Here is a 25,741-nt window from a genome sequence, read left to right as displayed (position 1 = left end):
GCAGAGCCTACCCGATGTTACGGGACCACGGCGGTGACCGGACCTATAAACTGTCAGGGGGCTAGTTGTCATTTGGAAGAGGGCGATCAGTGGGTAGTCAGAGTAGCGTTGCAGGGGCGTCGGCTCCAAGGAGCTGGTGTCGTTGGTTTCTAGTATGTGCAGTTATCATGGCACTACCCGGATGCGGAGGTCACCCGAAGGGCGTCCTGACACCCGTGGCGAATACGTCGCCGCAGTCGCCGAAGGTCGACATGCTGATCGCGACGACGCGAACTCGGTCAACCGTTCCTGGCGAGATGTTCAACGGCGAACGGGCGCGGACTCCGGCCTTCGCCGACATGACGATCTCCATTCCACCGAGTAAAGTCCGCAAGGAAGGACAGGTCGCCTGGCCGAAGAGGCTACCGTCGAACCCGGCGACCGACTTCGCCACGGTGAAGGCCGAGGACCTCAACATCGACGAGGCAAAGAAATGGCTGAACGCCAGCGTCAAGAAGACCCCGGACGGTAGCGTCCTCGTGTTCATTCACGGCTTCAACAACCGCTTTGAGGACGCCGTCTACCGTTTCGCGCAGATTGTTCACGATTCCGGAGTCCATAGCGCACCCATTCTGGTGACCTGGCCGTCGCGCGGCAGCTTGCTCGCCTACGGCTACGATCGCGAGAGCACCAACTATACGCGCAACGCCCTGGAGACGCTTTTCCAATATCTCGCGAAGGACCCGGAGGTGAAGGAGGTTTCCATCCTTGCGCATTCCATGGGAAACTGGCTGGCGCTGGAGTCCTTGAGGCAGATGGCCATTCGCAACGGTCGGCTGCCCGAAAAATTCAAAAATGTCATGCTGGCGGCTCCCGATGTGGACGTCGACGTGTTCAGCCAGCAAATTGTGGACATGGGCAAGCAGCATCCCCAGTTTACGCTGTTCGTGTCACGCGACGACAAGGCATTGGCTTTCTCTCGTCGGGTATGGGGCGATGTCTCGCGGCTCGGTGCGATCGATCCGGAGCAAGCTCCCTACAAGAAGGAGTTGGAGGACAACAAGATCATGGTGATCGATCTCACCAAGATCAAATCCGGTGACAGCATGAACCACGGCAAGTTCGCCGAATCCCCTCAGATCGTCCAGCTCATCGGTCAGCGTATTTCCGAGGGACAGACATTAACCGACAGTCACGTCGGGTTTGGGGACCAGATTTTGGTAGCCACAACAGGGGCTGCCAGCGCGGCGGGCAATGTGGCTGGTCTGGTTCTCGCTGCTCCGATCGCAGTCGTCGACCAGGACACGCGCGATAACTACGCCAATCAAATCGGGGGGCTGACGGGCACCACCAACAAGCTGCAGCCGATCGCCACCAAGGACTGTGACCAATTGAGACCACCGCCTAGCTGCAAACGCTGATTTTGCCGACAGAGGCTAACCGAAACGGTGATCAGTATTGCAGTGGTGCAGGCGGCGCATTGATACCGGGTGTTGATATCCGGAAGCGCGGCCCCACTTGTTCGAGGCAGTCAGAGCGCTGTCTACTTCGCCTGAAAGCATTCAAACGAGATTGATTGACGCGACCGAGAGTCTGCTGGCCGTAAAAATTGATGAGTTCGCCGGTGACCCTGAACTGACCATCAAGTTCGCGCGGATACTTGATCTGATCGCGGTGGACCGTGGTGACGTCGAGGCTATCGCGGCCGAAACGGCCGCCTATATGACCGACACACAGGCGAGCGTTATAGCGGACCTCGTCTGCGACTTCCTCTACGAAATTGCGTAGAGATGCGGCAGACCCACCGGGTTTCAAGTGTACCTGTAGCGCGGCTATCTGGAAAGACGATCTCCGCTGATCCGCAACGTCACCAGCAGCCCTTCGGGCGACCAGTCGTGATGCAGGGTCCCACCCAACTGACCTGACAGTGTCCTCTGAAGAAGCTTGCTGCCGTATCCTCCCGGCCCATCAGGTGTCGAAACCGCGGGGCCACCTCTTTCCGTCCATCTGATTTCGATGTCGTCTCCGCACATTGTGCCGGAGATATCGAGGGTGCCTTCCGGCGTCGACAAGGCTCCGTACTTCAAGGCGTTGGTCGCCAACTCGTGGATGACCAGCGCAAGGCCTGTCGCAGCGTTTTCGCCGACACCCAGGCGCGGCACCGCGACCCTGATACGGCCGGCGAACGCGCCTTCGTCGTCATAGGGGGCAAGGAGTACAGTAAAGATGTCGCCAAGAAGTGCCGCCGCACCCTGCCCGCTCGGCAGCGGGCGAACGAGGTCGTGGGCGCGGCCGAGAGCAGTCAAGCGGTTCGTAAGCTGTTTGGTCATGTCCTCGATCGACGTCGAGGACCGCGACGTAATTGTGGTAAGCCCCGATGCTATTGCCAGCAGGTTCTTGACCCGATGGCTCATTTCGCCGGCAAGCAGTTCATGGCTTTCCTCAGCCTGCTTCCGCCCGGTTACGTCGAGGAAAATGCCCATCACCTTGCGTTTCTTGATGCCCTCGTCCTCGCCCTGCCCGCGTGCCGATATCCACCTAACGTCAGGACCGACGAGAATCCGGAAGTCGATCTCGTAACGGCCAACAAGCGCCCTGGTCGCCGTGAACGCAGCTCTCACACGGTCCCTGTCGGCAGGGTGAATTTTTTCAGAGAGACGTTCGAATGTCAGCGGTTCACTTCGATCGACATTCCACAGCTCATACCCCAGCTCGTCCATGATGAGGTCATCGGTATCGACGTTCCATGACCACAAAGCGACGCCTGCTGCCAGGATTGCCCGGTGAAGCTCGTTGTGCGTCCAACTGGATTTGTCAGGGGTGGCAGATGCCATGGTCAAATGCCTTTCCGGCTCGTTGGCGTTCAGACGATCGCAGATGGACGGATAGAGACATCCCCGAGTGAGTAAAGAGAGGGCCGTAGGGCAACGCAATCAAAGCCCACGCTCCAAGGACTGGATGTTAGCAGTCATGAATGGATGGGTCTGCATTCATTCGACGGATCGTTCCGGATCGGCGATACCGAACTCCGCGAGTATGTCTTCATCAGTCGTAAGCTCGCGCATTCGCACGTCCACCAATCCGCGCCAGTCCGTCCGGTTCAGAGCTTCAATTGCCTTGTTCATCTGATGGACCGCTATAGAGGGATCGCGCCGTCAAGATGTAGAATGGCGTCTCGCCGCGGGTCACTGAGTTGACCAACCCGATGTCCCATTTGAGAATCCGTATGGAGCTCGGTCCATATACTGGATCATCCTGGAATATTGTCTCCTGTTCAGCGGAACTATCGCCTCAGCCGGTGGTTAGCAGATATCTAAGTGCGGTCACGTCCGCACCGCGCGGCTTTCGCGCTCTTAAAGGAAATTGCCAATGTCCCAGCCCGCAAGCGCGCTCCTGCCTGGCGATGCCGACTATTTGACAAACTCGCGTATCGTAGTTTCCCCCTATAAGATTTCGTGGGGCGCGGTCTTTGCTGGTGTCGTCCTGGCACTTTCGACGCAATTCCTGCTCAATCTTCTCGGCGTAGGCATCGGCGATGCTGTCCTCGATCCGGGAACATCGGATAACCCTGCCGCGTCAACGTTCTCCATCATCGGCGGACTGTGGTTTGCGGCCGCAGGAATAGGAGCAGCATATATCGGCGGTTATGTGTCGAGTCGGCTGTCCGCGCGGCCGGACAAATTCACCGGCGGGCTGCACGGTGTGACAGCCTGGGGCGTGACAACGCTTGTTGTCCTTTATCTGTTGACGACCTCGGTCGGCGCTCTGGTTGGGGGTGCCTTCAGCGGCCTCTCCAGTGTCGGCGGCGGCATGGGCCAGACCGCTGCATCGGCTGCGTCAACTGCTGCTCCTTCGATCGCTGCGGCTACGGACCCCTTGAGTACCATGGAACGTCAAATCCGCGAGGGTAGCGGTGGAAGCGATCCGCAAGCTCTTCAGAATGCCGCAATGTCGGCAATGTGGGCAGTTGCAACCGGCGATCAGTCAACAATCGACGCTGCAAAATCCCGGGCGGCCGACACTCTTGCGAAGGCACAAAACATCCCTGTCGATCAGGCCAGAGTAAAGGTTGATGAGTACCAGAACAGCTATTCGGACTCGATGGACGCTGCGAAGCGGCAAGCACTCGACGCCGCACAGGCAACGGCTAACGTCGTGTCACGAGGGGCATTGCTTGGCTTCCTGGCCCTCGTCTTGGGCGCGATTGCAGGTTGGTTCGGCGGCGTGGCTGGTATCGTACCCACAACCGCTGTCCAGCAGTACCCCATAGCCAGAAACCCATGACTCAAACAAGGAAAACTAGCATGGCACCGTCAAAACACTTGAACGACCTCCTCTACGAAACAATGAAGGACATCTATTTCGCAGAGAAGCAAATCTTGAATGCGCTCCCAAGAATGGCCGAAGCCGCGCAGTCTTCGGAATTGAAAGCGGCTTTCGAGGCCCATCGTGGTCAAACCGAAAAACACGTTCAGCGAATTGAGGAAGCCTTTGAACTGATTGGCATGCCTGCTGAGCCAAAGACTTGCAACGCCATCCTTGGCATCATCGCCGAAGGCAAGGAAGTGATGGAGGATTTCGAAGGAACAGACGCGCTGGACGCGGGTCTCCTGGCTGGAGCTCAGGCTCTCGAACACTACGAGATCAGTCGATATGGCACGATGGTGACTTGGGCAAAATTGCTCGGCCTCGACGAAGTGGCGGAGTTGCTCGCAGAGACCCTTGGCGAAGAAGAGGAAACTGACGAGCTGCTGTCTGAGATCGCCGAAACCACGGTGAATGCACTAGCCGCTTGATGTCCTCAGGCCGCGCGGAAATGCGCGGCTCCATTGTGCGGTCGCCTCGTCGAGAGGGGCCGACAGGATCAGTCGAGTGTCACGAGGAGTATGCGATGTACAATGCCAAACGCGATGGTTACGGGAGCGGCGCAAACATCGCGGTTCCTTCAATGGGTGAGATCGAGGGTCGGATAACGGTATTGGAGGTCGTCGCAGCGACCTCTCTGAGCCTGCTTATGAAAGCCGGAGATAAGCACGCCGCGCAGCAGGCGCTCTCAGCCATTCCCACCGCGATGCGGTCAAAATGCGAGGAGATCAAGCTCTCGCCCGCTGATGCGGATTCTGCGATCGCTTATCCACAGGAGCTTTTCGACGCAACATTGGACAACATGGAAAACAATGTAGGCCAGGCAACCCGTCCGCTCTTGACCAAGCGCGGGGGAGCGCGCCGCTCTATTCCCGTGTTCCATAGCTAGGAGGCCACGTCTATGGCCGTCAGAGAAATGACAGAGCGGGAGAGCCGAGAACTGAAACCATCCTTCGTTCTTGCCAGGCTGCTGCCACTCATCCGGAACGAGAGCAGTCCAAAAAACTTGCCAAGCGCCCATCCCATTACAACACCGGCAAAGAGCCTCCATCCCACGTCGATCAGTGCCCAATGCCGCAACACCTCGCTCCCCTCGCTCGTCGCGAGTGTCAAGGCGATGGCAAGATGCACGAAAGGAAAGCTGAGGCCGTCGTTGAGGCCAGCCTCCGATGTCAGGGCAAAACGGACCTCGTCTTCTTCTCCACTTTGTGGTGGTCCGACCTGGACATCGCTAGCAAGGACGGGATCGGTTGGGGCGAGCGAGGCTCCGAGCAGGAGTGCCGAAGCAACGCCTAATCCGAGTATCCAGTGCCCGAGAAGCGCTAGTGCCGCGATCGTCAGCGGCATCGCAATTCCAAGGAGCCGCCAGGTTGTTCCCCATCGCCGCCAACCGATGCGGCGATCAAGCTTCAGACCTGCCCCCATCAAGGCGACGATCACAACAACCTCTGTCATGCGCTCCGTGAACGCACGGTTTTCCAGCGGATTGAAGCGAGGCAGAAGCGGAAACGGTGAAAGGGCCAACAGCGCACCGATGGCGAGACAAGCGATAGGAAGCGACAGAGGCAGCCGACGGAACATCATGGGCAGCCATGCAGTCAGAAGAACAACAAATCCAAGGATGGTAAGCGTGACGATGTAGATGTCCATTCACGCTCACTTCCATCGAGCAGGTATTGCCGATTGATAGGAAACCGACCGCATTTGCGCGGCGGCTCTCATCCCTTTGCGGCGTAATCAACTGTAGGGCGAATTGCAATACGCCCGCGCACCAGCACGAGGAACGTAGGTGTTGTCTGAGGCGCGGTAAGACTGGTAGCGATTGGCGCACCACTCTACGTGGCTCGATCCGCCGTAGTTGGTGCGGGGTTGCTTGGCTATCGCACCACCGATAATTGCGGCGGCACCGAACGCCGCTAGCGGATACCAGAAGCCGTCAGAATGGCGACGATAGCCTGCACGTCGATCGCGGTAGCCACGCTCTCCATTGTAGTAGCCGTTCCGATGACGGCGGAAGTCACGGTTATCCCGCATGTCGCCGTCCCCACGATATTGTACTTGGTCCACTTGTGAGGTGGCTTGCGGAACTTTCGGCGATGTGACGGGAAGAGCGAACGCAGTCCCAAGCGAAGCAAAGCTCACAGCGACCGCGATAGTCCCTGCCGTCAGTATTTTTGTAATATTTTTCAATTCGTTATTTCCTTTTATTGGACAACTAGGTAACCCGGCGCATCCCAGAAGGTTCCTTCAAGTGAGCAGACATCCTTGGGGGCCTTTGCTGCGACGTGAAGGAGGTTCTGGAAGGTGGCCTCCTGACCCGAACGATGGGCTTGTGTCGATCAAGCAAGTAAGACCGTCCAAACGACCGAACTCGTAACACTGTGTACGTTCTCGGGAGGTGGCGCGATATTACTTCATTATGCTGCGGGACTGCGAGCTCGAATCGTGAGGGGTTTGGGTTTCCCACGAACGCGGCTGCCTGTAACGAGGCATTGCGTGCCGCAAAGGAAATGGTCGCCGAGACAAGCTGGACGAACCCCTCCACGACATAGCCTCGAAGTTGCGGATGCGCGCGACGCCCTCCAGGCTCGTCTGATGTTCAGCGAATAGCTTTGTCATGCGGGTCCGTGCGTCGATGATGGCCGCGCATTCCTTACGGCGCTTGGAAAGCCGCTGAATGATAACCTCGATCTTCTCGTTGTGCTCGTCTCGGATTTCCTTGAGCCGTTCGATACGATGATCCTTCTCGTCGGCGTATTCGATGCGTGCCGAGAAATATCTGGAGTATGTCCCCGCATAGCCTGGGTAGGGATCGGTCATGAACAGACCGTCCAGCAGCGCGGCAACCGAGAAGAGGAAACCACCCGCGAAAAGAACGAAGGAGTCGATGTCCGACAGGCCTAATGGGTCGTTGACAACACGCTGGCGAACAAGTGCGCCGATATTGTCGACAGCGGTTGCAGAAATCTCGCGGTAGTGCGCCATGGCGAGGTTTAGCGCGATGGCTAAAGCAATCCAGAAGATCAGGCTGAGAAGCCCTATAAATTTCAGGACGACGGAGCGCCGATTGAGCTGTCGGATACCAAAGAGCGCCAACAGAAACGTGCCGACCACGTTGATGAAGGCAAAGCCGAATGCGTAGCCGATGCCGCCAACAAGACCGCTGTCGTTTCCTTTGGCAAGATACACGCCATTGACCGCGGTCTCCAGCAAGAGCAGGAACACAATGAAGAGGACCTTGAGGGTCGTCTCCAGTTTCCCTTTCACGCGAGCGACCCGCTTCTCTAGGCGATTCCGCTTCCGGAAGTCCTCCAGTTCCTCGTCGGTTGCCCGCAGGTCTTTGCGCCGCATGAACAGTTCATCGCGTCCTACTGCAACGTCGGCTTGGAAATCCTCGACGCTGGAATGGTTGGTCATCTCGATCTGCCCAAAATGCCCATCGAAATCGAGGTTCCGCAGTCGGGTAGCGTAGGTGTGCAGCTGGTCTTCAAGAATCTGGAACGAGTCGCCTCGCTGGCTCTCCACTCGATCGATGATCGCACGCTCGACGTCGTCGAAGTCCAGAGCGGCTGGTGCAGGAACATTCGCCTTGCCATTTTCGCCGGCCTTCCGTTCGATCTCCATCGATTTCGCGAGCTTGTCGGCGTCGAACGGAGGAAACGGGTCGGTCGTAATACGGAAGTCATGAGACGACTCTCGTAGACTGTTGTAGAGATTATTGAGGGCTTCAAACTTGGCCATTGCCGCTACCTGTATGCATCATAAGCTGAATTCATCGACCCCATTGCGGCGGTCGCCAACCTGCCGCCACGGCCTCTCCTTCGGAGCAAAACCAACGCTCACCCTTGCGCGTGTCGATCTTGGTCTTCGCGTAATCCTTGGACCACGGCGCGTGATAGATTTTCTCGTGTTTGCTGTTGATGTTGCCCTTGATCGGGCAACCGCTGACTACCGAACTAGCGCTCGCCCCGCTCCACTTGTTCGCCCTGAAATCCCAGGCAGTCTGTGTATCTGCCTGCCAGACGCCGACGTGGCTGGCATGCGCTACCTCCTCTGCTGCGACGTAGTCAACAGAGTATCTCCGGAATGCCCAAGCTAAGCCGGACGCCACCATTTCGCCGTTGACATCGACACCGTCGGCAACGCAGCTTGCGATCCAGCGGGCGTACATGTCTTTTTCACGCGGCTTGCAGGAGACGTCGTGGCCCAGAACAAGGCTTTCCATTTTGTGAATCGCGGCCTGCCCACATGCCCATTCGCTGCCGTCCGGGCTCTTGCAAGTTTGGCCAGCCTCGGGTGCGTCGATCCCGTGAAGGCGGTACCGAACACCGTCCAAATCGATCGTGTCGCCATCAATGACGCGAACCATTGAGGCCGCAAATGCCCATTCCGCTGGAAAAGTCAGCAGAAGCATAATGGCTAGTATTCTTGAAAACAAAGTCACCCCCTCATCGCAAGAAATACTTATTTTACGCGGCATGATTCTGCAACCAGAGGTGAGTGCTAAATTAAGGAATGGTAAACGACAGGGCGTGCGGGGACGCCGCCCTGTGACGGCCAGATCGTATTCGGTCTAGGCGCGTTGCAGTATCGACGGGCCAGTTGGCCGACATCTCGAAGATGATCGACAACGGTGATCTCAAGACGAACGTGGGATCGGTCCTGCCGTTCCATGACGCCGTCAAGGCTCATGAGATGCTCGAGGGCAAGCTTGAGCATGCGAAAGGCAGGATCGTGCTGAAGGTAGTCGACTAATCAAGACCTCGCGCTTCGGCCGGAAAAGTCGCCCGCAGCGTCTCCCATTTCGTCGCCCTTCGAAGGACATCCCACGCAGGCTCTGTCCGAATTCTTGCATCCCGATCAATTAAGTCGCGTGCCATCGAGCGTACCCCAAGAGGAAAATACGACAACACCTATCGCGACACCGAAGTATGTTACAGTAGTCTCTGTCGTTTGGTTCTCTCAACAGCAGTGTCATCAGCAGTCGCCGAGCCGCACCAAATTCTTAACTGATGAGGCTGGGAGCGTTGAACGGACGATACCTGTCGAGGCTTCGTATTAGACCCTTCAGTTCAGGCTCGCCCACGAGCAACGCCGCATCAGAGGGTCGCATCCAAGCAAGCTTCCGTTCTTTGGCTTCAGGAAATGTTTTTTTCATACGGCGCACCTCGACTAGGTGAACCTCAACGATCGACGGCAGTTTTCGTCCGTCTTCGAGTGCCTTGAGGTAGGTGTAGTAACCGAAAACGCGCCTCTTTGCGCGTCCTATCACGCCCGCTTCCTCCCATGCTTCGCGCTCTGCGGCTTTGTGAGATGCAAGTCCCTTGATAGGCCATCCCTTCGGGATCGACCATCTACCTGTCTGTCGAGTCGTTATTAGCAGGACGTCGAGAGAGCCGTCTGGTCCAGTGCGCACGCACAGCGCGCCAAGCTGCTCGGCTGCGCCGCCGCTCATGATCGTGGCCGCATGGCTCGCCAAACTGGACAGGTGTGTCGCACCGTTCTTCATACCCGAAAGGTGGAGCGCAATTTGATTCTGGGCAAGGGCCGTGGGGCCTTCAACTCATGCTATCCCACCAAGATGACGGGGAGACAACTAGACTAGCGCCGACATGAAAGGCGCTCTCATCCGAACGCCATCGCTTGCATTTATAGGGTAGACGAAATGGGATGGCTATGTCCGCATTGGGCGGTGGGCCTTCGGGTCCGGGCTGAGAACGACTAATGAAAGTTACGGCTCTTCACCTTTAGAGTGTCGATGTGAAGGTCTGGGACGAAAATGTCCCTCGGCTTTACGCTTGCTCTCTCCCTTGAATCCGGGCTTCCCGGTGAACCATGGGCAAACTCGTCTCCCCGGCCCGTCGGAAGTTTGAAATCGCCGTCACGGTCTGCGAGGGCGGAGAGATCGTCGGAGAGGTCGAAGAGCTGTTGCGCCACGAGGTGAACTACATCGCCTTCGCGGTGGATACGGCCGTTGATCGCCATCATGGACGATCCAAGCACGACCTGGCGGCGTTTCTCGAACAAAGAAGGCCAGACGACGACATTCGCGGGACCGGTTTCGTCCTCGATGGTGATGAACATGACGCCCTTGGCCGATCCCGGCTTCTGACGAACCAGAACCAGGCCTGCTGTCATCAACCGGCGACCATCGCGCGCGCTCATCGCCTCCTGGCAGGTCACGATCCGGCGTTCGTTGAGATCGCTCCGGAGGAAACTGACCGGGTGGCTCCGCAGTGTCAGGCCGACATGACTGTAGTCCTGGACGACGTTATGTCCTTGCGTCATCTGGCGCAACGCGACCTCCGGCTCCTGCTGTTCGGAAATTGCCCGCGCCTCCCGTTTGGAGGCCGCCGCAAACAGCGGAAGCGGCTCGTCGCGCAGCGCCTTGATCGCCCAGAGCGCATCGCGTCGCGGAAGCTTGAACGACGGCAGGAACGCATCGGCCTCGGCGAGCTGCACCAGTGCTTCGGTCGGGACATGAGATCGTCGCCAGACATCATCCACGGTTTCGAAAGTGGAGTTCATCCGAGCGGTGACGATCCTCGCAGCATCGGCGACCGCAAGCCCCTTGACCATCCGCATCCCAAGACGAACCGCGTGACGGCCGGTCTCTCCGATCTCCTCGAGCGTGCAATCCCAACGGGACCTGTTAATGCAGACCGGCCTGACCTCGACGCCGTGCGCGCGGGCATCGCCGACGATCTGCGCGGGTGCGTAGAAGCCCATCGGCTGCGAATTCAGGAGAGCCGTGCAGAAGGCGTCAGGGAAATGACACTTCACGAAATTACTGGCGTAAGCAATCAGCGCGAAGGAGGCCGCATGCGATTCCGGGAAGCCATAAGAACCGAAGCCTTCGAGTTGGCTGAAGGTCTTCTCGGCAAACTCCGGCGAGTATCCGTTCTCGATCATCCCCGAGACCAGCTTGTCCTTGAACCGCGAGACGCCACCGGTGAACTTGAAGGTCGCCATGGATTTGCGAAGCTGGTCGGCCTCGCCGCCGGTGAAGCCGGCGCAAACCATCGCAACCTTCATCGCGCTCTCCTGGAAGAGCGGGACGCCGAGGGTCTTGCCTAAGACCGCCTCCAGCTCCGGCGTCGGATACTCGACCGCTTCCTTGCCTTCCCGTCTCCGGAGATACGGATGCACCATGTCCCCTTGGATCGGACCAGGCCGCACGATCGCTACCTGGATGACGAGATCGTAGAAGGTCCGAGGTTTCATGCGCGGTAGCATCGCCATTTGGGCTCGGGATTCGATCTGGAAGGTGCCGAGCGTGTCCGCCTTGCGGATCATCGCATAGGTCGGCGGGTCCTCTTGAGGTATCGTGGCAAGATCGATGTCTATGTCCTTGTGTTGACTCAACAAGGCAAAGCTCTTGGACATGCAGGTCAGCATGCCGAGCGCCAAGACGTCGACCTTCATGAACTTGAGCGCCTCGATGTCGTCCTTGTCCCATTCGATGACTTGGCGGTCGGCCATCGAGGCCGGTTCAATTGGAACGAGATCGTCGAGCCGTTCATGGGTAAGAACGAAACCGCCTGGATGCTGGCCAAGATGACGGGGAGCCCCCATCAGTTGTTGGGCGAGCTTGAGCGTCAACGCCAGACGCCGATCCTGCGGATTGAGTCCCTGCTCCCTGATCTTGCGATCGCTGACCAGCTCCTCGGACCAAGACCACATGCCAGATGACAACGCCTTGATAATATCTTCAGGAAGGCCAAGCGCCTTGCCGACATCCCGGATCGCACCCTTGGCTCGGTAGCGGGTGACCGTGGCGCAAAGGGCCGCTTTGTCGTGGCCATAGGTCCTGTAAATCCACTGGATCACCTCCTCCCGCCGCTCGTGTTCGAAGTCCACGTCGATGTCAGGCGGTTCATCGCGTTCCTGAGAGATGAAGCGCTCGAACAGCAGGTCGTTGGTATCGGGATCGATCGAGGTGATCCCGAGGATGTAGCAAACCGCCGAATTGGCCGCCGATCCCCTGCCCTGGCACAAGATACCCTGGGAACGGGCGAAGCGAACGATGCTGAAGACCGTCAGGAAATACGGTGCGTACTTCATCGATCTGATGAGGTCGAGTTCATGCCGTACCGCCCGCAGCACCTTCTGCGGCAATCCTTCGGGATAGCGGATCGGAATGCATTCCCGGACATAGTGTTCCAGCGACTGCTGGGCATCCATGCCCTCAACGATCGCTTCCTCCGGATATTGGTAGGTCAACTCCTCGAGACTGAAGCGACAGCGATCAACGATCTCCATCGTGCGGGCAAGCGCTTCGGGATAGCGTGGAAACAGCCGTTCCATTTCTTCCGGCGTTTTGAGGTAGCGATCGGCATGCCGTTCCCGTTCGAAGCCGACGTCGTCTATCGTCGTGTTGTTGCGCACGCAGGTCACGACGTCCTGAAGCTGCCGGCGGCCGGGTTCATGAAACAGCACGTCGTTGGTGACGAGGGTGCGCACCTTAAAACGGGCTGCCATGGTGGAAATCTCATGCAGTCGCAGCTGGTCGTTCGGACGACGCCTGAGGCATAGCGAGACGTAAGCCCTGTCCTTAAAGAGTTCGGCCATCTTCCGAAGCTGGATTGCGCACGTCTCATCAGGCAGGTCGGGCACGAGGATGCCGATCAGCCCTTCGGCATAGAGCGCGACGTCGTCGAGCGTCAGGATGCAGTTCGCCTTGCCGCCGCGGCTCTTTCCAAGAGTCAGCAGCCGTGTCAGCCGTGAGTACGCGGCACGGTCCGTCGGGTAGACGAGGATCGACATGCCGTCCTGGAGGTCAAGCCGGCAGCCGACGACAAGGCGAAGACCGGTATTCCGGGACGCCTCCAGCGCACGGATGATCCCCGCGAGGCTATTGCGGTCAACGACACCGATCGCCTCGATGCCGAGTTCCTTGGCAGTGGCAAACAGTTCGGCGGCCGAGGATGCCCCTCGCAGGAAACTGAAGTGGGTCGTGACCTGAAGCTCGGCGTAAGTCATGCGAATATACCGTGCAGGAACCAGCGGTGCGATCCGGTCTCGGGATCGACGCCGTCGCCGGAACGAAACACCCAGAACCGCTGGCCGCGTTCATCCTCGACCGCGAAATAGTCGCGGACCGCCTCAAGCTCGCTGTCGCGTTTCCACCATTCGCCGAACACCCGCTCGGGCCCGTCGGCTCGGGTGATCTTGTGACGCATGCCACGCCAGGTGATGCTGACCGGTGGCCGGTCCGGCATGAGCGCAATGGCGTCAATCGGATCTGGTTTGTGGAGAAGTCGCACCGGTCGCGGCCAGTGATGGACCCAGCTCTCCTCGGTCGCAACCGTGGCAGGCGCTATCCTCTGGACGCTTCTTTCGGGAACATCGGAGGCGACCGGAGCAAGACGGTAGACGCGTTGTCCGCGATTGCCGAAGACGTCGATCAACGGCGTGATATCGGTTGTGTCTTCCTCGATGAGCGACGACGCCCGCTGCTCCTCCTCAAGCGGCTGCGTGAGGATGGCGACCAGAGACAGCTTCTCGATGCCGAAGCCTGGTTCGATCTTCTCCGTCCTGTCGCGAAAGAGCTTTGCCAGCCAGGCGACGTCTCGGACGGGTTTTGCGGTCCCCGCGCGGATCGCCTGTCTGACACCATCAACCGTCTCGACGATCAGGTCGGTCCGTCGAACACCAAGTCCTTTCCGCTGCAGTTCGGCGATTAGCTGAACCACAAGCCGCCCAACGTACTTATTGATCGTTTCCGCTGCTCCGATCGGTTCGGCAAACGAACGGGAGACTTCGATCAGTTCGGAGCTTCGGATCGGATCAATGGGTTCGGCGAGGCGGCCATACGTCTGGTCAAGACGTCGGCCGATCTCCGGGCCGAACCGTAGAGTGAGCGGTGCGCGCGGTGTTGCTGAGAGTTCGGAGATGGATTTGAACCCCAGGGTCCGAAGATCGATGACCATCTTGTCGGGGAGTCTAAGCAGGTGGATCGGGAGCTGCTCCACTGCGCGCAACGTTTCGCCTGGCAGGACAACGACTGTGTCGCGCTGGATCGCGCGGGCACAGGCATGAGCTGCCCCCCATGTGTCGGCGATCGCAAGCCTTGCAGTCAGACCCTTGGCCCTGAAGCGATTGGCAATGCCAGTGACCATCCTCTCTTCGCCGCCCTGCAGGTGGTCGGCACCTTCTGTGTCCATCACGATCCCATCAGGCCCGTCAACGGCGACGATCGGAGAATAATGCGTCAGCGCCCAGAGCGTGATCCGCTCCAATGCAGTCGCGTCGGCAGCCTGATCGGCGTCCTCGAGCATCAGTCCCCGAAACAGCGCCTGGGCTTTGGCAGCCGGCATGCCGACACGTACGCCGGCCTTCCGCGCAGCCGCGTCGGCAGCGACAACCCAGCGCTTCGAACCGCTGCGCGCAATGACGGCAATCGGCTGCTCAACCGGAATGGCGGGATCGGCCCGCCTGATCCTGTCGGTCGGCAAATCCGGCAGAAAGATTGATAAAACCCGCGGCATCACACGCTCCAATTTCAAACTCAGCGCACTCGCCCGCTTTCACTCTCATCAACTCCAGAAACCACCGTGCTCGGCCGACGCCTGGAACCGGAAGTTTTTCCGAAGGCAGCACGCTTACTCGCCACCGTGTCGACGACGCGGTCGGCTGACCGAAATCGCTAGCTTCGGTCTGTCGTCGCCATCGTCGGACGACGAGCCCCATCGCACCGGTCTTTTCCGCTGCAAGCTGCAGCCGTCGCGAAGCGGTCATTGGAAGCCTGACCAGTTCGGCGACGACGGCCCCTAGCCCACCGAAGGAAAGAGCTTCCTCCATGGATGCGAGAACATCCTCTTCCCTCGCCGCCTCGACGAAGATCACCCGATCCGGATGAAGGCCAGCCTGCGCCAGCGCCGGAAGGAACAGGTCCGGTCGCGTCAGGCACCAGATCACCTTGCCCTTCGTGCGTGCTGCTATGCCTGCAGCAAAAAGCGCTGCAGCGGCTCCGTCCACCGTGCCTGCACCGCCGCCAGCGATTTCGTGCAGGGCCCCGAAAGACAGCCCGCCATCGGGAAGATGGTCATCGATTTCCGGGACGCCGAACGGTAAGGTCGGCTTCCGACGCGAGAGGCCACCTTCCAGATGCGAAATACGCTCCAGAAGCTCGGTAATGACGGGGTTCGCGCTGGAATGCGCCATCTGTGGCCTTCGTCAATTCGTGGGTTCCATCTCGTTCAAAAGCGAGTATGTTCTACATTTGTTCCTTTCTGGATTTCGAGTCAACGGGCGTGTTTCGGGTGGACTTTGAACCAACAGGCCATCCACAGAGGCAATGGATAGCATTCCACGAAGGAAACCAATGCGCTAACCAGGATTGGTCCACAGGCTCGCGATATCTTATAAATGAGAAAAAATTCCTGCGAACACGTCACATGAACGACAATCTCGACAACCTACCTACTGGTCGTCCGCGTAAGATCATCCATATCGACATGGACGCCTTTTATGCTTCCGTCGAGCAGCGGGACAATCCGGAGCTTCGCGACCAGCCGGTTGCCGTCGGTGGGTCGGAGGCACGCGGGGTCGTCGCCGCCGCAAGCTACGAGGCCCGCAAGTTCGGCGTCCATTCGGCGATGCCGTCAGTGACGGCAAAGCGGAAATGCCCTGACCTCATCTTCGTGAAGCCGCGCTTCGACGTCTATCGGTGTCGGCTCAGATCAGGGAAATCTTCGCCGAGTATACGCCGCTCATCGAGCCTCTATCGCTCGACGAGGCCTACCTCGACGTGACGGAAAACCTCAAGGGCATGGAAATCGCGACCGAGATTGCGGTGGAAATCCGTGCCAAGATCAAGGCTGTGACGGATCTCAATGCGTCGGGCGGAATCTCATACAACAAGTTCCTCGCCAAGATGGCGAGCGACCTCAATAAGCCCAATGGCCAGGCGGTGATCACGCCCAGGAATGGACCGGCATTCGTCGCTGGACTACCGGTCAAGAAATTTCACGGCGTCGGTCCAGCCACCGCCGAGAAGATGCATCGTCTGGGGATCGAGACCGGAGCCGACCTGAAGGAGAAGGATTTAGACTTCCTGGTGCAGCACTTCGGCAAGTCCGGGCCGTACTTCTACGGGATCGCCCGCGGAATAGACGAACGCCAGGTCAAGCCCGACCGTGTGCGCAAATCCGTGGGTGCGGAAGACACGTTTGCCCAGGACATTCACGCCTATGGCCCCGCGCTAGAAGGGGCGAAGCCCTTGATCGCCAAGGTCTGGCGCTATTGTGAAGCCAATTGCATCACCGGAAAGACCGTCACCCTCAAGGTCAAGTATGCCGACTTTGCGCAGATCACGCGGGCAAGAAGCCTAGCCCACGGCTTCCAATCACCTGAAGCGATCGAGGAAACGATTGGCGGTCTTCTGGAAGCGGTATTCCCAACGCGGAAAGGCATCCGCCTTCTCGGTGTTACCCTTTCGTCGCTGGAGACAAAGTCGGCGGACTCTACAGGGCAATTACAGTTCATGCTGTAACGCGAGCGCCCGTAACCACATTGGTATCTTGAATGCCTGATGAGGATGACACAGGCTCGAGACGGAACAGGAGGATAAGCGACGAATGTGCAACCTCTATCGCATGGACGACAGAGACTGGGTCAGCAAATGGGCTCAGGATGTCGAAAGCTTGGTCAACCTGATGCCGGCCTACCAGATCAATCCCGATCAATGGGCACCAGTGATACGGAACACGGCCGACGGCAAGCGGCAGCTGGCCAATTGCCGATGGGGCCTGCCCTCTCCAATCTACGTGCAGAAGAAGGCAGCCGAAGCTAGAGCCGAGAAACTCCGCAAGAGGGGACTGCCCGTTGATATCGACGAACTCGTCCGTATGGAGCCGGACTACGGAACCACCAACGTCCGCAACCTCGCCCTGCCGCACTGGAAGCGCTGGTTCGGTGTTGAGAACAGGTGTCTCGTGCCGGTGACATCATTCGCGGAACCCGACCCAGCTACTAAGGAGGAAGGTGGCAAGACCCCCAATGCATGGTTCTCGGCAAACCCCGATAAACCGTTGATGTTCTTCGCCGGACTTTGGGTGCCGCATTGGAAGAGCGTCCGCAAGGTGAAGGATGGCCTGACGACGGATGACCTGTATGCGTTCCTGACCACCGAACCGAATGATATCGTTCGCCCGGTTCACGAGAAGGCGATGCCGGTGTTGCTGCAGACACGCGAAGAGACTGAAGTCTGGATGAACGCGCTGTGGGAGGAAGCCAAACATCTGGCGCGGCCGCTCCCGAACGACCGCATCATGATCACCTCGCGAGAACCCTATGGCTCGACGATCGTGAGCAAAACTGGCGAACGACTCGATGAGCCGATGGTCCTGTGATCAGCGCTCCGGCAATCCCGCTTGTCGCAGGCCCTCGGCCATCTCGTCTGCCCATTGCGGTATATCTCGAAACACGGGCCGGGTCATATACCGCTCGATCGTGAAGTTCGGTTCGGCTGCCAACAGTCTCGTTGCGGCCCAGCGAGCCGTTTCGCGATCACCGGCCATGGCCGACCAGGCCGTCATCATCCGATAGGGCCAGGTCACCTCCGGATGTCTGCTAACCACCTCGCGCGCAATGGCAACTGCCTCAGGAAGGGAACCTGCCAGGGCCAACGAAAGCGCGTATCCCATTCTCATATTGAAGGCGAGCGGGTCCGCCGGACTAAGCGTCATCGCCCGCTCGAAGCGTTCTTTGGCACGATCAGGCTCACCTTTGTAGCTCGCAACCCAACCAAATCTCCCCCATGCCCACGAACTGTTCGGATCGAGTGCCAGCGCTATCTCGAGGAAGGCCGCCGCTCGCTCCTGTTCGCCGCAGTGGCTCAGCGCTCCGCCGACTGCGGTCAGCGCCGTTGGATCGTCGTCAATTGACCGAGCTGCGGCGTCGATGGCGCTCAATGTGAGTTCCAAGTCACGTCCCGGCTCGTCGGTCCAGGTGTAGCCGACGTTCTGGGCGTGACACCACGCTAGGAGCGCATAGGCTCGGCCGTAGGCTGGGTCAACGGAGATGGCGTTCTGGAGCAACGGAATTGCCAACCTGATGGCTTCCTTGTTGTGGCCCCAGAGGTAGGGATAGGCACGCATGACAAAGTCATAGGCGCGAAGACTGCTTGGCGGCTTGCGTCTGGATTGCTCGATTTCCGCATTGCGGACCGCTGGATTGATTGCGCCCGCAACCTGCGCCGCGATCCTGTCCTGGAATTCGAATAGGTCCTTGGTCGCGCCCTCATAGCGCTCCGACCAAAGCTGCGTGCGCTGCCCAGCGTCGACCAATTGGACCGAAATGCGTAGCCTATCCCCACCCCGCCGTACTGTCCCTTCGACAACATAGGCGACGCCGAGTTCTCTACCAACGTTTCGTACATCGACGAAATGACCCTTGTAGGTAAACGCAGTCTGCCGCGCGATCACGAAGAAATCCCGAACCCGAGACAAGGCTGCGGTGATCTCTTCCACCACACCATCGACGAAGTATTCGTCTTCTCCGCCGCTCAGGTTGTCGAAGGGCATAATCACGATCGAGGGCTGATCCTTGTCCAAACGTGAACCAACCAGGGGTGCGCGCCGTTCACCGATTTCGCCAGGCGCATCTTGCGACCAGTCGACTTCGAATACCCAGATTGGCCGCGGCATGTTTTTAAACGTTCTCTCCCCAACACTGGTCAGTGCAAACGGCACCTTCCCGTCCAAATGCTCGCGCACCGACCCAGAAATGCAGATGCCCGTAGGGTTGGCCATTTGCTGCAAGCGCGCCGCAACGTTGACGCCATCTCCCAGCAAGTCATCGCCCGACACCACCACATCGCCGAGATTGATGCCGATTCGGAATTCCAGGCGACGATCTTGTGGGAGGTTCGCCGAGAGGCCGGGAAGTTGCCGTTGGATTTCAACCGCACAACGAACGGCTTGGACAACACTCGGGAATTCCGCAACAAGCCCGTCACCAGCGGTACCGAAAATTCGACCGCCGTGGTCGCGGACCAGCGTATTGATCCGATCGTGGCACAAATTGAGGGCGCGAACCGTGCCGTCCTCGTCTAGCGCGGCAAGGCGGCTATACCCGGAAACGTCTGTGGAGAGGATTGCGGCAAGCTTTCGATCCAATGGAGTGCTCGCTCCTGTAAGACGGGCAACGCGAGGCCGGGATATTCCCACACTTTGACGAAATTCGATAGAAGCCTCATCCGACGTGTTTCGTTCGACTATGTATTGCTGTAACGATTAAAACGGCCATTTCTACTTTAGGCAGCCCTTGAAAATCATTGATCCGGCAAGTAGCGTTCCCACGGGTATTGGGAGCATTGGATGAGTATTGCCTCATGTCGTACGAGAACCCCTACCTAAGCGCGGAGCAGTTGCCGACCGGCGACGCAATGGCGGGCGCGACGATTGGGTGGCGCGTCACGACGCTTGGAAATTCGGCTGGGAAGCAGAACAGGCTAGCCGCGAAGGCAAGATCGCACAGTATTTTCGCGATCTTGTACGCCCCCGGAGCAGGCCGCTCGCGGCGGCTATGCCGTCGTCCGACAATACCTGACCTCCTCTCTGGCTACGATGATATGCTCTCCCGCGAGTCGACAGGCTTGAACAGGAAAAGGAAACTCTTCACGGTCCCTACCACCACTGATGAGGCAATAGATTGCAACGCCTACGACATCACGACCAACCAGGAAGCGATCAGGTCGTTCGCATCAATCACCCACGATCTACCAAAATGGAACCGTCGATAGATGTGTTTCCAGACCGCTTCGCCCCGCTTGTCAGAAACAACGAAGACCGTCGGGAGCTCGCGATGGTGCGCTGGGCCTCGATGCGGGCGCGGAGTGCCAGATTTCCAGCTGGGTTGGGTTGGCAGCCGACTGACCTGATGTCCTTGGGGGTTCCCTGCCGGGCAATTCAACCGCAGCCAGTCGGCACGGCATAGATATGCTAGCGAACCCGCATACCAACCCCCTAATTCTGGCGGGGGTAGGATCGCTTTGACGTGGACGCTCATTGATTTATTTGGTGCTGTGGTGGTTTGCCCGGATGGTAAACGAATGATTAGTGCGGCAAGCTGCTCATAAGGGTGGGAAGTTCATCATATCTACGGTTCACCCCTGTGTTTGGATACCAACCCATCCCCTGGCATGGCTTGTCGAGTGTTTGGAACGGTTATTGCATAGATACTAATTTACATCCCTGGGGGAATGCCTGTTATGTTTCGATACAATTCACGCGATTTCCAAACCGTGCTTCTGGTTTTTAACGGGACGACGCTCAAGATCAGAACATTGGTAGACGCCGCTGAAGCGCTGCTGTCGCAATGGCCCGATGAGGATGGCGAGGAATATGTGGTCGCTGTGAAGAAATGTCTCGATGCTATAATGGGCGTTGCGCCAGCCAATCAAGCCAGACAAGCCCTGGTAGCGGCTGCAAAGGAGGCTGGTATGCGCGTGATCTCATTGGCACACGACGCAGAAGCCGGCTTAGATCACGAACAGAATGCGGCGTGACGCCAATTAGAGTTAGGGCATTTTCGGGTAGGGTAAACGGCCGAACGACCGCTCGACTAAGTTAACGCGTTCTCCGGCACCCCAGCCCTTCCAAAAATAGGCGTGACGTTCGACGGTTCCTCGGGAACATGCCGACCGCTTTCGGCCCGACGTCTCCAGAAGTCGTCCATCTCCCGTATCTTGGCCATGACGGCAGGTTACGGCCAGAAGAACGTTGAACGAAGTGACGCAGGTGGTGCATTTTCTTCTGCGATGGCTCACGAATTGAACCAGCCTTCAATCTAGAAATCTCTTTCCCAGCTACCGCAATTGCGGAAATGAAACCTGCTACCAATGCTCAAATCCTTCGAACGAGTCGGAATGACGGTCGGCAACATGGCCCGCACGGTCGAATTGTACTTTGGTCTCCTCGGCTTCAGCTCCCACTAAGAAAAACGGCTCCGGGCGGCTCCGAATTGGCATTCTGCCGATCGACCGAGACCCGTGCGCCGCCGGCAACACATTACCGCTCCAGTTGCGCCGCCGCAGCAGTAAGGCAGTCGCGGTCCCGCCGCTGTTGTATTTAACAGCAGCGACGGGACCGCGCCGGGTAGATCGCAGGAGTGCCGAGTTCGCGCGACGAGTCCGCAGACCCACCGTGCGACCTGCTTTAACATCGGTACGAGTTACTCGCGGATAAAGGCGAGCAGATCTGGATTAATCACGTCGGCATGGACGGTGAGCATGCCATGCGGATAACCGTCATAGAGCTTCAGTACACTCCCCTTGATCAGTTCATGCTGCAACAAGCTTGCGTCTTTATACGGAACAACTTGGTCGTCGGTGCCCTGAGTGACGAGCGTGGGGATGCGCATTGCTTTCAGGTCGTCAGTCTGGTCAGTCTCCGAAAACGCCTTGATGCCCTCATAGTGGGCCTTTGCGCTCCCCATCATGCCCTGCCGCCACCAGTTATTGATGATTCCCTGCGAGATTTTGGCTCCTGGCCGGTTGAAGCCATAAAATGGCCCCGTAGGAACATCGATGTAGAACTGAGCGCGGTTTGCGGCGAGCGCCTCCCGGTAGCCGTTGAACACTTCGATTGGTGTGCCTCCCGGATTGCCCGGCGTTTTAAGCATAAGCGGAGGAACAGAGCTCACGAGAATTGCCTTCGCAACACGTCCCTGCGGCTGGCCATATCGGGCCACATAGCGTGCGACTTCTCCGCCGCCGGTGGAGTGGCCGATATGGATTGCGTTTCGTAGATCAAGATGTTCGACCACTGCCGATGCGTCGGCGGCGTAATGGTCCATATCCGCTCCTCCGCTCACCTGCGCGGAGCGGCCGTGGCCACGACGATCGTGGGCAACAACGCGGTACCCCTTACTGAGAAAATAGAGCATCTGGTTGTCCCAATCGTCGGCCGACAACGGCCAGCCATGATGGAACATGATCGCCTGCGCTTCCCTTGGACCCCAGTCCTTGAAGAAGATTTCAACACCGTCTTTTGTCGTCACAAATTCTTCGGCCATCAGGCTCGCTCCTTTCGGTACGTTCAGATTTTCTCGTCGTGCTGCCAAGGCAGGCGTAGCCATGGCAAGCGATGCTGCTGCTCCCGCAAGCAAGGCTTGCCGACGAGAGAGAGGAAGGGAAAGTTCACGTGTCACATTAGACTCCATCTGATGCATTGGGGGCCTGCCTCATTTCCCGGGCTGACCATAGCTCTCCGTCGGGTGGCACGATTGTCGCTTCCTTCTTGATTTAGATATTCCTCAGAAAATCTTCAGGCTAAGCGAGGAGCGCCCCTGCCGGTGCAACGCGTTCCATTGATCGTCAGATGTGCATGACCGATCGCGCCGTCGTCAGCAGGGCTGATAGATGGGCTACTTGGCATGGTCTGCGCAGCGGCCGTATTGGAGCGTCATCACCCCGCACGATTGGCTAAGGCACTAAGCGGTTACCGTGGCAGATGTTCACTTCGATGGTCTGCGTTCTTCGAGCGTAATGGGTATAGCTCTTGGCGATGGCCACTTCGCCGTCCTACGCGTTCGATCTTCACCTGACGTAAGAGACGACGCCTTGACTCCCGTTCAGTACACGTTTGACGGGGGAGCCAAGTAGCCTCGGAAGACAATCGAAGCCCCGCGACGTCATCTTGCTCACGGGTTCAAGTTACATATTCCTACAATGGACGATCGAGCCAAAATTTCAGACGATTCAGACTGAAGGCGATCTCCTGTCGCCCCCATATAGTCGGAAAGAAAAACGCCAATTCGGGCGTTTGGCCGAATTCGGCCTCCTCGCACTTTTGAGAGCGGCGCAGGAGAAAGCTGCGGCTTGTCTTCCGCACAGCGGACGTCCGCGGCAGCGCTGCTCTCTACGATACGCGATGGTGCCGCGCGCCGCGTAACTCGGACTGCCACGTAGACACTATATCGATAAGAATTCACCCCAGGCACACATCCCTACTAAGAGGAACACTTCAATGAAAGCTATTGTCATGCCCGCCGCGGGCAGCGCGGAAATTTTGGAGTACCAAGAGCAACCTGACCCGGTGGCGGGACCGGGCGAAGCATTGGTGGAGGTCGCCTTCGCGGGCGTCAACTTCATGGACATCGGCGTCCGCCAGGGAAATATCTTGACCCAGCTCCCCAACCCCAAGATTCTAGGCGTTGAAGGCGCAGGGCGTGTCCTTGCGGTAGGAGATGGCGTCAAGGACTTTAAGCCTGGCCAGCGCGTCGCATGGGTTTTTGCTCTCGGAAGCTATGCTGAACGGATCGTTATTCCTGCCTCGTCGCTCGTATTGATTCCCGACGCGATCGACGAACGCGTGGCTGCATCCGTGATGATGCAGGGGCTCACAGCCAGCCACTTTGCGACCGACTTCTATCGGGTGCAGCCTGGTGATGTCGCCTTCGTCCACGCTGCGGCAGGTGGCGTAGGACTGTTGCTGACTCAGATAATCAAGATGCGCGGTGGTCAGGTAATCGGGCGGGTCTCATCAGAGGAAAAAACTTCGATAGCCAGGGAAGCGGGTGCTGACCATGTAATCGTGGATTCCGCGGGCCGATTTGCCGAGGCGACGTTGCGCCTGACGCAAGGCGAAGGCGTGCATGTGGTCTATGATGGCTCCGGGCCCACTACCTTCCAAGGGTCTCTCGACGTGTTGCGTCGTTCGGGCACATTTTGTTGGTTTGGCCCGGTCCTTGGGGGACCACAACCTCTCGACATCATGTCGCTGCCAAAGAGCATCAAGATTGGGTATGCGGTTTTCCTCGACCACATCCATACTCCCGAACTACTTCGCGCACACACGGCGCAGCTATTCGACTGGATCGCTGAAGGAAAGCTCAAGGTGCGGATCGGGGGCGAGTATCCTTTAGCGGAAGCGGCGAGAGCCCACTCCGATATGGAGAGCCGTAAGTCGACCGGAAAACTACTACTCGTGCCCTAACATTTCACATCCGCGTCGGCGGCAGGCGCTGTCTCCGTGCCCGCCGCCGGTTCCATATCCCCATTGATCGACCCAAATGTCGTTCGAAGGACCGGTCTTATAGGGGCAGCAGATCCTGGACCGTTTCAGTTCGTTCACTACTATGGCAACACGGGCACTCTCAGTAACAGAGCGGCGAAGAATACAAGGTTCGACGCGTTTGACCGTACACCGTCACATGAAGGGTATTTCTATGGCGCAGGTTTTTCAACGGTGGGGGATTATCTGCTCGGTGGTCTCGTTCGCTTCAATGGGACACACCGTAGAAAGCAACAGAAGCCCCTTGCCAATGTCTCAAGGCGAATTCGCGTTTTATGTGCAATCCCTGCATCCCAAAAGCGCGAATGATCGGCAAGAGCTGTAGAAGGCCCTTAGTAACGTGGGGTTACGTGCAATGCATCTCCTGGGTCATTCAAGTGCATACGGCTAGGATGCAGACAAACCTTTGTTGGGCGAGGTGCTCTCCTCCAATGGTACATCGGGACCAGGCTTGATGGTAGTGGAGACGACACTGTTTTCGCGCCTTCCTACATCGACTACGGCATGCTGTTACGATGCCCGGCACTATCCTTCCGTGCCTTTCGCTCGCTCGCTTGACGCGCACGGCGTGCAACATCTGAAAGGTTCCCGCCGTAACGGGTCATCCCGAGCGAGGTCAGTTCAATGATGGCATCCATCTCCTCCAGAAGCTCTCGATCATGGCTGGCGACGATTGCCCCGCCTGACCAGCCCCGCAGGAGGTCGATCACGGCCCTGCGCCCCTCACGGTCGAGATTGTTCGTTGGTTCGTCCAAAAGCAGGAAATCCGGCTCCGCAAGGATCAGGGCCGCAAGGGCGGCACGACTGCGCTGTCCGCCGGAGAGTGTCGCCAGCGGCGTATGCGGCTCGGCGGACAGGCCGCAACGCGAAAGCGCGGCCTCTATCCGTGCGGGCAAGGTCCAGTCGGCATCGGCCAGTTCATCGGCTTGCGCCAGYCCTGCCTCGGCCCGGCTCAGCACATCGAGGGGGGGCCGGACACCTAATAGGTCGGCAATGGTGTCGTCAGGATGCTCCATCGCATCCTGTTGCATCATTGCGATAGTGCCAAAAATCTGCACCTGACCTGAGGCCGGATGCAGATCACCGGAAATCAGGCGCAGAAGCGTGCTCTTGCCGGAGCCATTGCGTCCGACCATGCCGGTCCGTTCAGGACCGAAGGTCAGGTTGAGGTTCGTGAAAAGCGGCGTGCCGTCAGGCGTGAACCAGGACACATTGGCCAGGGAAATGGATGCAGGCATGGGGCAGAACTTCTCGCAAAGAAACCGAAGGGGTGAAGGCAGCGAGGTTCAGGTCCATGTTTATGGCATCTCCGGTAGCAGGATATCTTGGAAGTAGTGACCGCTTAGTCGTTTTGCAAGTCGGGGTAAATGGCAGCT

Annotated in this window: 21 protein-coding genes and 4 pseudogenes; 12 read left to right on the top strand and 13 right to left on the bottom strand. The window is 58.3% G+C overall.

Going from position 1 to position 25,741, the window contains the following annotated elements; all coding sequences use genetic code 11:
• Positions 1-167: 167 nt before the first annotated feature.
• Together ASC90_RS04180 and ASC90_RS04175 are read left to right on the top strand one after the other, a co-directional pair.
• On the top strand, positions 168-1,400 hold the full coding sequence (locus ASC90_RS04180) for an alpha/beta hydrolase (protein WP_056535804.1): 1,233 nt from the start codon (positions 168-170) through the stop codon (positions 1,398-1,400).
• A 97-nt stretch (positions 1,401-1,497) separates the two neighbouring features.
• Positions 1,498-1,767 carry a hypothetical protein gene (locus tag ASC90_RS04175; RefSeq protein ID WP_056535801.1) on the top strand — a complete coding sequence of 90 codons (270 nt, stop codon included), beginning with the start codon at positions 1,498-1,500 and terminating at the stop codon, positions 1,765-1,767.
• 44 nt (positions 1,768-1,811) lie between these two features.
• Here the strand turns inward: ASC90_RS04175 and ASC90_RS04170 are convergent, their stop codons facing one another.
• Together ASC90_RS04170 and ASC90_RS30210 are read right to left on the bottom strand one after the other, a co-directional pair.
• Positions 1,812-2,813, bottom strand: a complete 1,002-nt coding sequence (locus tag ASC90_RS04170) for a sensor histidine kinase (RefSeq protein ID WP_082519792.1) — start codon at positions 2,811-2,813, stop codon at positions 1,812-1,814.
• A 156-nt stretch (positions 2,814-2,969) separates the two neighbouring features.
• Positions 2,970-3,104 (bottom strand): hypothetical protein, encoded by a 135-nt coding sequence (locus tag ASC90_RS30210; RefSeq protein WP_280138303.1) that lies wholly within the window; start codon positions 3,102-3,104, stop codon positions 2,970-2,972.
• Positions 3,105-3,348: 244 nt separating this feature from the next.
• Here ASC90_RS30210 and ASC90_RS04165 point away from each other — a divergent pair, with 244 nt between their 5' ends.
• From ASC90_RS04165 to ASC90_RS04155, 3 genes are all read left to right on the top strand, one after another.
• Entirely contained in the window at positions 3,349-4,263 is a 915-nt protein-coding gene (locus tag ASC90_RS04165; protein WP_056535795.1) for a hypothetical protein, read from the top strand.
• Positions 4,264-4,283: 20 nt separating this feature from the next.
• A complete protein-coding gene (locus tag ASC90_RS04160) occupies positions 4,284-4,775 on the top strand; it encodes a ferritin-like domain-containing protein (protein ID WP_056535791.1) in 492 nt (163 codons plus the stop codon).
• Between the two features lie 95 nt (positions 4,776-4,870).
• Positions 4,871-5,233 (top strand): hypothetical protein, encoded by a 363-nt coding sequence (locus ASC90_RS04155; RefSeq protein ID WP_056535788.1) that lies wholly within the window; start codon positions 4,871-4,873, stop codon positions 5,231-5,233.
• Here the strand turns inward: ASC90_RS04155 and ASC90_RS04150 are convergent.
• The 4 genes from ASC90_RS04150 to ASC90_RS04140 all read right to left on the bottom strand — a co-directional run bounded on the left by ASC90_RS04150 (position 5,230) and on the right by ASC90_RS04140 (position 8,713).
• A complete protein-coding gene (locus ASC90_RS04150) occupies positions 5,230-5,994 on the bottom strand; it encodes a cation:proton antiporter (RefSeq protein ID WP_056535785.1) in 765 nt (254 codons plus the stop codon). The genes ASC90_RS04155 and ASC90_RS04150 overlap by 4 nt on opposite strands.
• Positions 5,995-6,081: 87 nt before the next feature.
• The gene (locus ASC90_RS27625) at positions 6,082-6,411 is read right to left on the bottom strand and encodes a BA14K family protein (protein ID WP_244480300.1); all 330 of its coding nucleotides are present in this window, start codon (positions 6,409-6,411) and stop codon (positions 6,082-6,084) included.
• Positions 6,412-6,753: 342 nt separating this feature from the next.
• Positions 6,754-8,085: a hypothetical protein gene (locus ASC90_RS04145; RefSeq protein WP_056535781.1), complete on the bottom strand. Its 1,332-nt coding sequence runs from the start codon at positions 8,083-8,085 to the stop codon at positions 6,754-6,756.
• A 31-nt stretch (positions 8,086-8,116) separates the two neighbouring features.
• Positions 8,117-8,713 (bottom strand): thermonuclease family protein, encoded by a 597-nt coding sequence (locus ASC90_RS04140; protein ID WP_244480299.1) that lies wholly within the window; start codon positions 8,711-8,713, stop codon positions 8,117-8,119.
• Positions 8,714-8,946: 233 nt separating this feature from the next.
• Between ASC90_RS04140 and ASC90_RS27620 the strand changes: the two genes are divergently transcribed.
• A complete protein-coding gene (locus tag ASC90_RS27620) occupies positions 8,947-9,099 on the top strand; it encodes a zinc-binding dehydrogenase (protein ID WP_082519791.1) in 153 nt (50 codons plus the stop codon).
• 250 nt (positions 9,100-9,349) lie between these two features.
• Here the strand turns inward: ASC90_RS27620 and ASC90_RS04135 are convergent, their stop codons facing one another.
• The 4 genes from ASC90_RS04135 to ASC90_RS04120 form a co-directional block, all read right to left on the bottom strand.
• Positions 9,350-9,799: an NUDIX hydrolase gene (locus tag ASC90_RS04135; RefSeq protein ID WP_244480295.1), complete on the bottom strand. Its 450-nt coding sequence runs from the start codon at positions 9,797-9,799 to the stop codon at positions 9,350-9,352.
• A gap of 266 nt (positions 9,800-10,065) precedes the next feature.
• Positions 10,066-13,326, bottom strand: a complete 3,261-nt coding sequence (locus tag ASC90_RS04130; protein WP_056535773.1) for an error-prone DNA polymerase — start codon at positions 13,324-13,326, stop codon at positions 10,066-10,068.
• Positions 13,323-14,834, bottom strand: coding sequence for a DNA polymerase Y family protein (locus tag ASC90_RS04125; protein WP_056535771.1), 1,512 nt, complete (start codon positions 14,832-14,834; stop codon positions 13,323-13,325). Before ASC90_RS04125 ends, ASC90_RS04130 begins: the two co-directional genes overlap by 4 nt.
• Positions 14,755-15,510 (bottom strand): ImuA family protein, encoded by a 756-nt coding sequence (locus tag ASC90_RS04120; protein WP_056535768.1) that lies wholly within the window; start codon positions 15,508-15,510, stop codon positions 14,755-14,757. The genes ASC90_RS04125 and ASC90_RS04120 overlap by 80 nt, the downstream gene beginning before the upstream one ends.
• A gap of 233 nt (positions 15,511-15,743) precedes the next feature.
• Here ASC90_RS04120 and dinB point away from each other — a divergent pair.
• Both dinB and ASC90_RS04110 read left to right on the top strand, forming a co-directional pair.
• Positions 15,744-16,840, top strand: a pseudogene (gene dinB / locus ASC90_RS04115) (DNA polymerase IV).
• Between the two features lie 85 nt (positions 16,841-16,925).
• Positions 16,926-17,699, top strand: coding sequence for an SOS response-associated peptidase (locus ASC90_RS04110; RefSeq protein WP_056535764.1), 774 nt, complete (start codon positions 16,926-16,928; stop codon positions 17,697-17,699).
• On the opposite strand, the gene ASC90_RS04105 is transcribed toward ASC90_RS04110, so the two are convergent.
• Positions 17,700-19,466: an adenylate/guanylate cyclase domain-containing protein gene (locus ASC90_RS04105; protein WP_056535760.1), complete on the bottom strand. Its 1,767-nt coding sequence runs from the start codon at positions 19,464-19,466 to the stop codon at positions 17,700-17,702.
• Positions 19,467-19,681: 215 nt separating this feature from the next.
• On the opposite strand from ASC90_RS04105, the pseudogene ASC90_RS27615 reads away from it, so the two are divergent.
• From ASC90_RS27615 to ASC90_RS30345, 3 genes and pseudogenes are all read left to right on the top strand, one after another.
• Positions 19,682-19,899: pseudogene (locus ASC90_RS27615) on the top strand (CrpP-related protein).
• 661 nt (positions 19,900-20,560) lie between these two features.
• Positions 20,561-20,857 carry a DUF982 domain-containing protein gene (locus ASC90_RS04095; protein WP_056535754.1) on the top strand — a complete coding sequence of 99 codons (297 nt, stop codon included), beginning with the start codon at positions 20,561-20,563 and terminating at the stop codon, positions 20,855-20,857.
• A 333-nt stretch (positions 20,858-21,190) separates the two neighbouring features.
• Positions 21,191-21,321 (top strand): annotated as a pseudogene (locus ASC90_RS30345) (VOC family protein); the annotation flags it as partial.
• 201 nt (positions 21,322-21,522) lie between these two features.
• Here the strand turns inward: ASC90_RS30345 and ASC90_RS04090 are convergent.
• On the bottom strand, positions 21,523-22,500 hold the full coding sequence (locus tag ASC90_RS04090) for an alpha/beta hydrolase (RefSeq protein WP_156392828.1): 978 nt from the start codon (positions 22,498-22,500) through the stop codon (positions 21,523-21,525).
• A gap of 818 nt (positions 22,501-23,318) precedes the next feature.
• On the opposite strand from ASC90_RS04090, the gene ASC90_RS04085 reads away from it, so the two are divergent.
• Positions 23,319-24,287, top strand: a complete 969-nt coding sequence (locus tag ASC90_RS04085) for a quinone oxidoreductase (protein ID WP_056535748.1) — start codon at positions 23,319-23,321, stop codon at positions 24,285-24,287.
• Positions 24,288-24,883: 596 nt separating this feature from the next.
• Here ASC90_RS04085 and ASC90_RS04080 read toward each other — a convergent pair.
• Positions 24,884-25,603: pseudogene (locus ASC90_RS04080) on the bottom strand (ATP-binding cassette domain-containing protein); the annotation flags it as partial.
• Between the last annotated feature and the right edge of the window lie 138 nt (positions 25,604-25,741).

It is taken from the genome of Rhizobium sp. Root1220, assembly GCF_001426265.1.
In the GTDB taxonomy this organism is placed as follows: domain Bacteria; phylum Pseudomonadota; class Alphaproteobacteria; order Rhizobiales; family Rhizobiaceae; genus Rhizobium.
Note: the sequence above shows the minus strand (reverse complement) of the source record. Positions and strands in the feature narration are given on the sequence as shown.

Coding starts and splice junctions, on each gene's coding strand:
- ASC90_RS04120 (WP_056535768.1), bottom strand. CDS start 15,510: ATGGCGCATTCCAGCGCGAACCCCGTCATTACCGAGCTTCTGGAGCGT.
- ASC90_RS04135 (WP_244480295.1), bottom strand. CDS start 9,799: ATGAGCGGCGGCGCAGCCGAGCAGCTTGGCGCGCTGTGCGTGCGCACT.
- ASC90_RS04180 (WP_056535804.1), top strand. CDS start 168: ATGGCACTACCCGGATGCGGAGGTCACCCGAAGGGCGTCCTGACACCC.
- ASC90_RS04095 (WP_056535754.1), top strand. CDS start 20,561: ATGTTTCGATACAATTCACGCGATTTCCAAACCGTGCTTCTGGTTTTT.
- ASC90_RS04165 (WP_056535795.1), top strand. CDS start 3,349: ATGTCCCAGCCCGCAAGCGCGCTCCTGCCTGGCGATGCCGACTATTTG.
- ASC90_RS04130 (WP_056535773.1), bottom strand. CDS start 13,326: ATGACTTACGCCGAGCTTCAGGTCACGACCCACTTCAGTTTCCTGCGA.
- ASC90_RS04150 (WP_056535785.1), bottom strand. CDS start 5,994: ATGGACATCTACATCGTCACGCTTACCATCCTTGGATTTGTTGTTCTT.
- ASC90_RS04170 (WP_082519792.1), bottom strand. CDS start 2,813: ATGGCATCTGCCACCCCTGACAAATCCAGTTGGACGCACAACGAGCTT.
- ASC90_RS04145 (WP_056535781.1), bottom strand. CDS start 8,085: ATGGCCAAGTTTGAAGCCCTCAATAATCTCTACAACAGTCTACGAGAG.
- ASC90_RS04125 (WP_056535771.1), bottom strand. CDS start 14,834: ATGCCGCGGGTTTTATCAATCTTTCTGCCGGATTTGCCGACCGACAGG.
- ASC90_RS04160 (WP_056535791.1), top strand. CDS start 4,284: ATGGCACCGTCAAAACACTTGAACGACCTCCTCTACGAAACAATGAAG.
- ASC90_RS04140 (WP_244480299.1), bottom strand. CDS start 8,713: ATGGTTCGCGTCATTGATGGCGACACGATCGATTTGGACGGTGTTCGG.
- ASC90_RS04155 (WP_056535788.1), top strand. CDS start 4,871: ATGTACAATGCCAAACGCGATGGTTACGGGAGCGGCGCAAACATCGCG.
- ASC90_RS04085 (WP_056535748.1), top strand. CDS start 23,319: ATGAAAGCTATTGTCATGCCCGCCGCGGGCAGCGCGGAAATTTTGGAG.
- ASC90_RS04110 (WP_056535764.1), top strand. CDS start 16,926: ATGTGCAACCTCTATCGCATGGACGACAGAGACTGGGTCAGCAAATGG.
- ASC90_RS30210 (WP_280138303.1), bottom strand. CDS start 3,104: ATGAACAAGGCAATTGAAGCTCTGAACCGGACGGACTGGCGCGGATTG.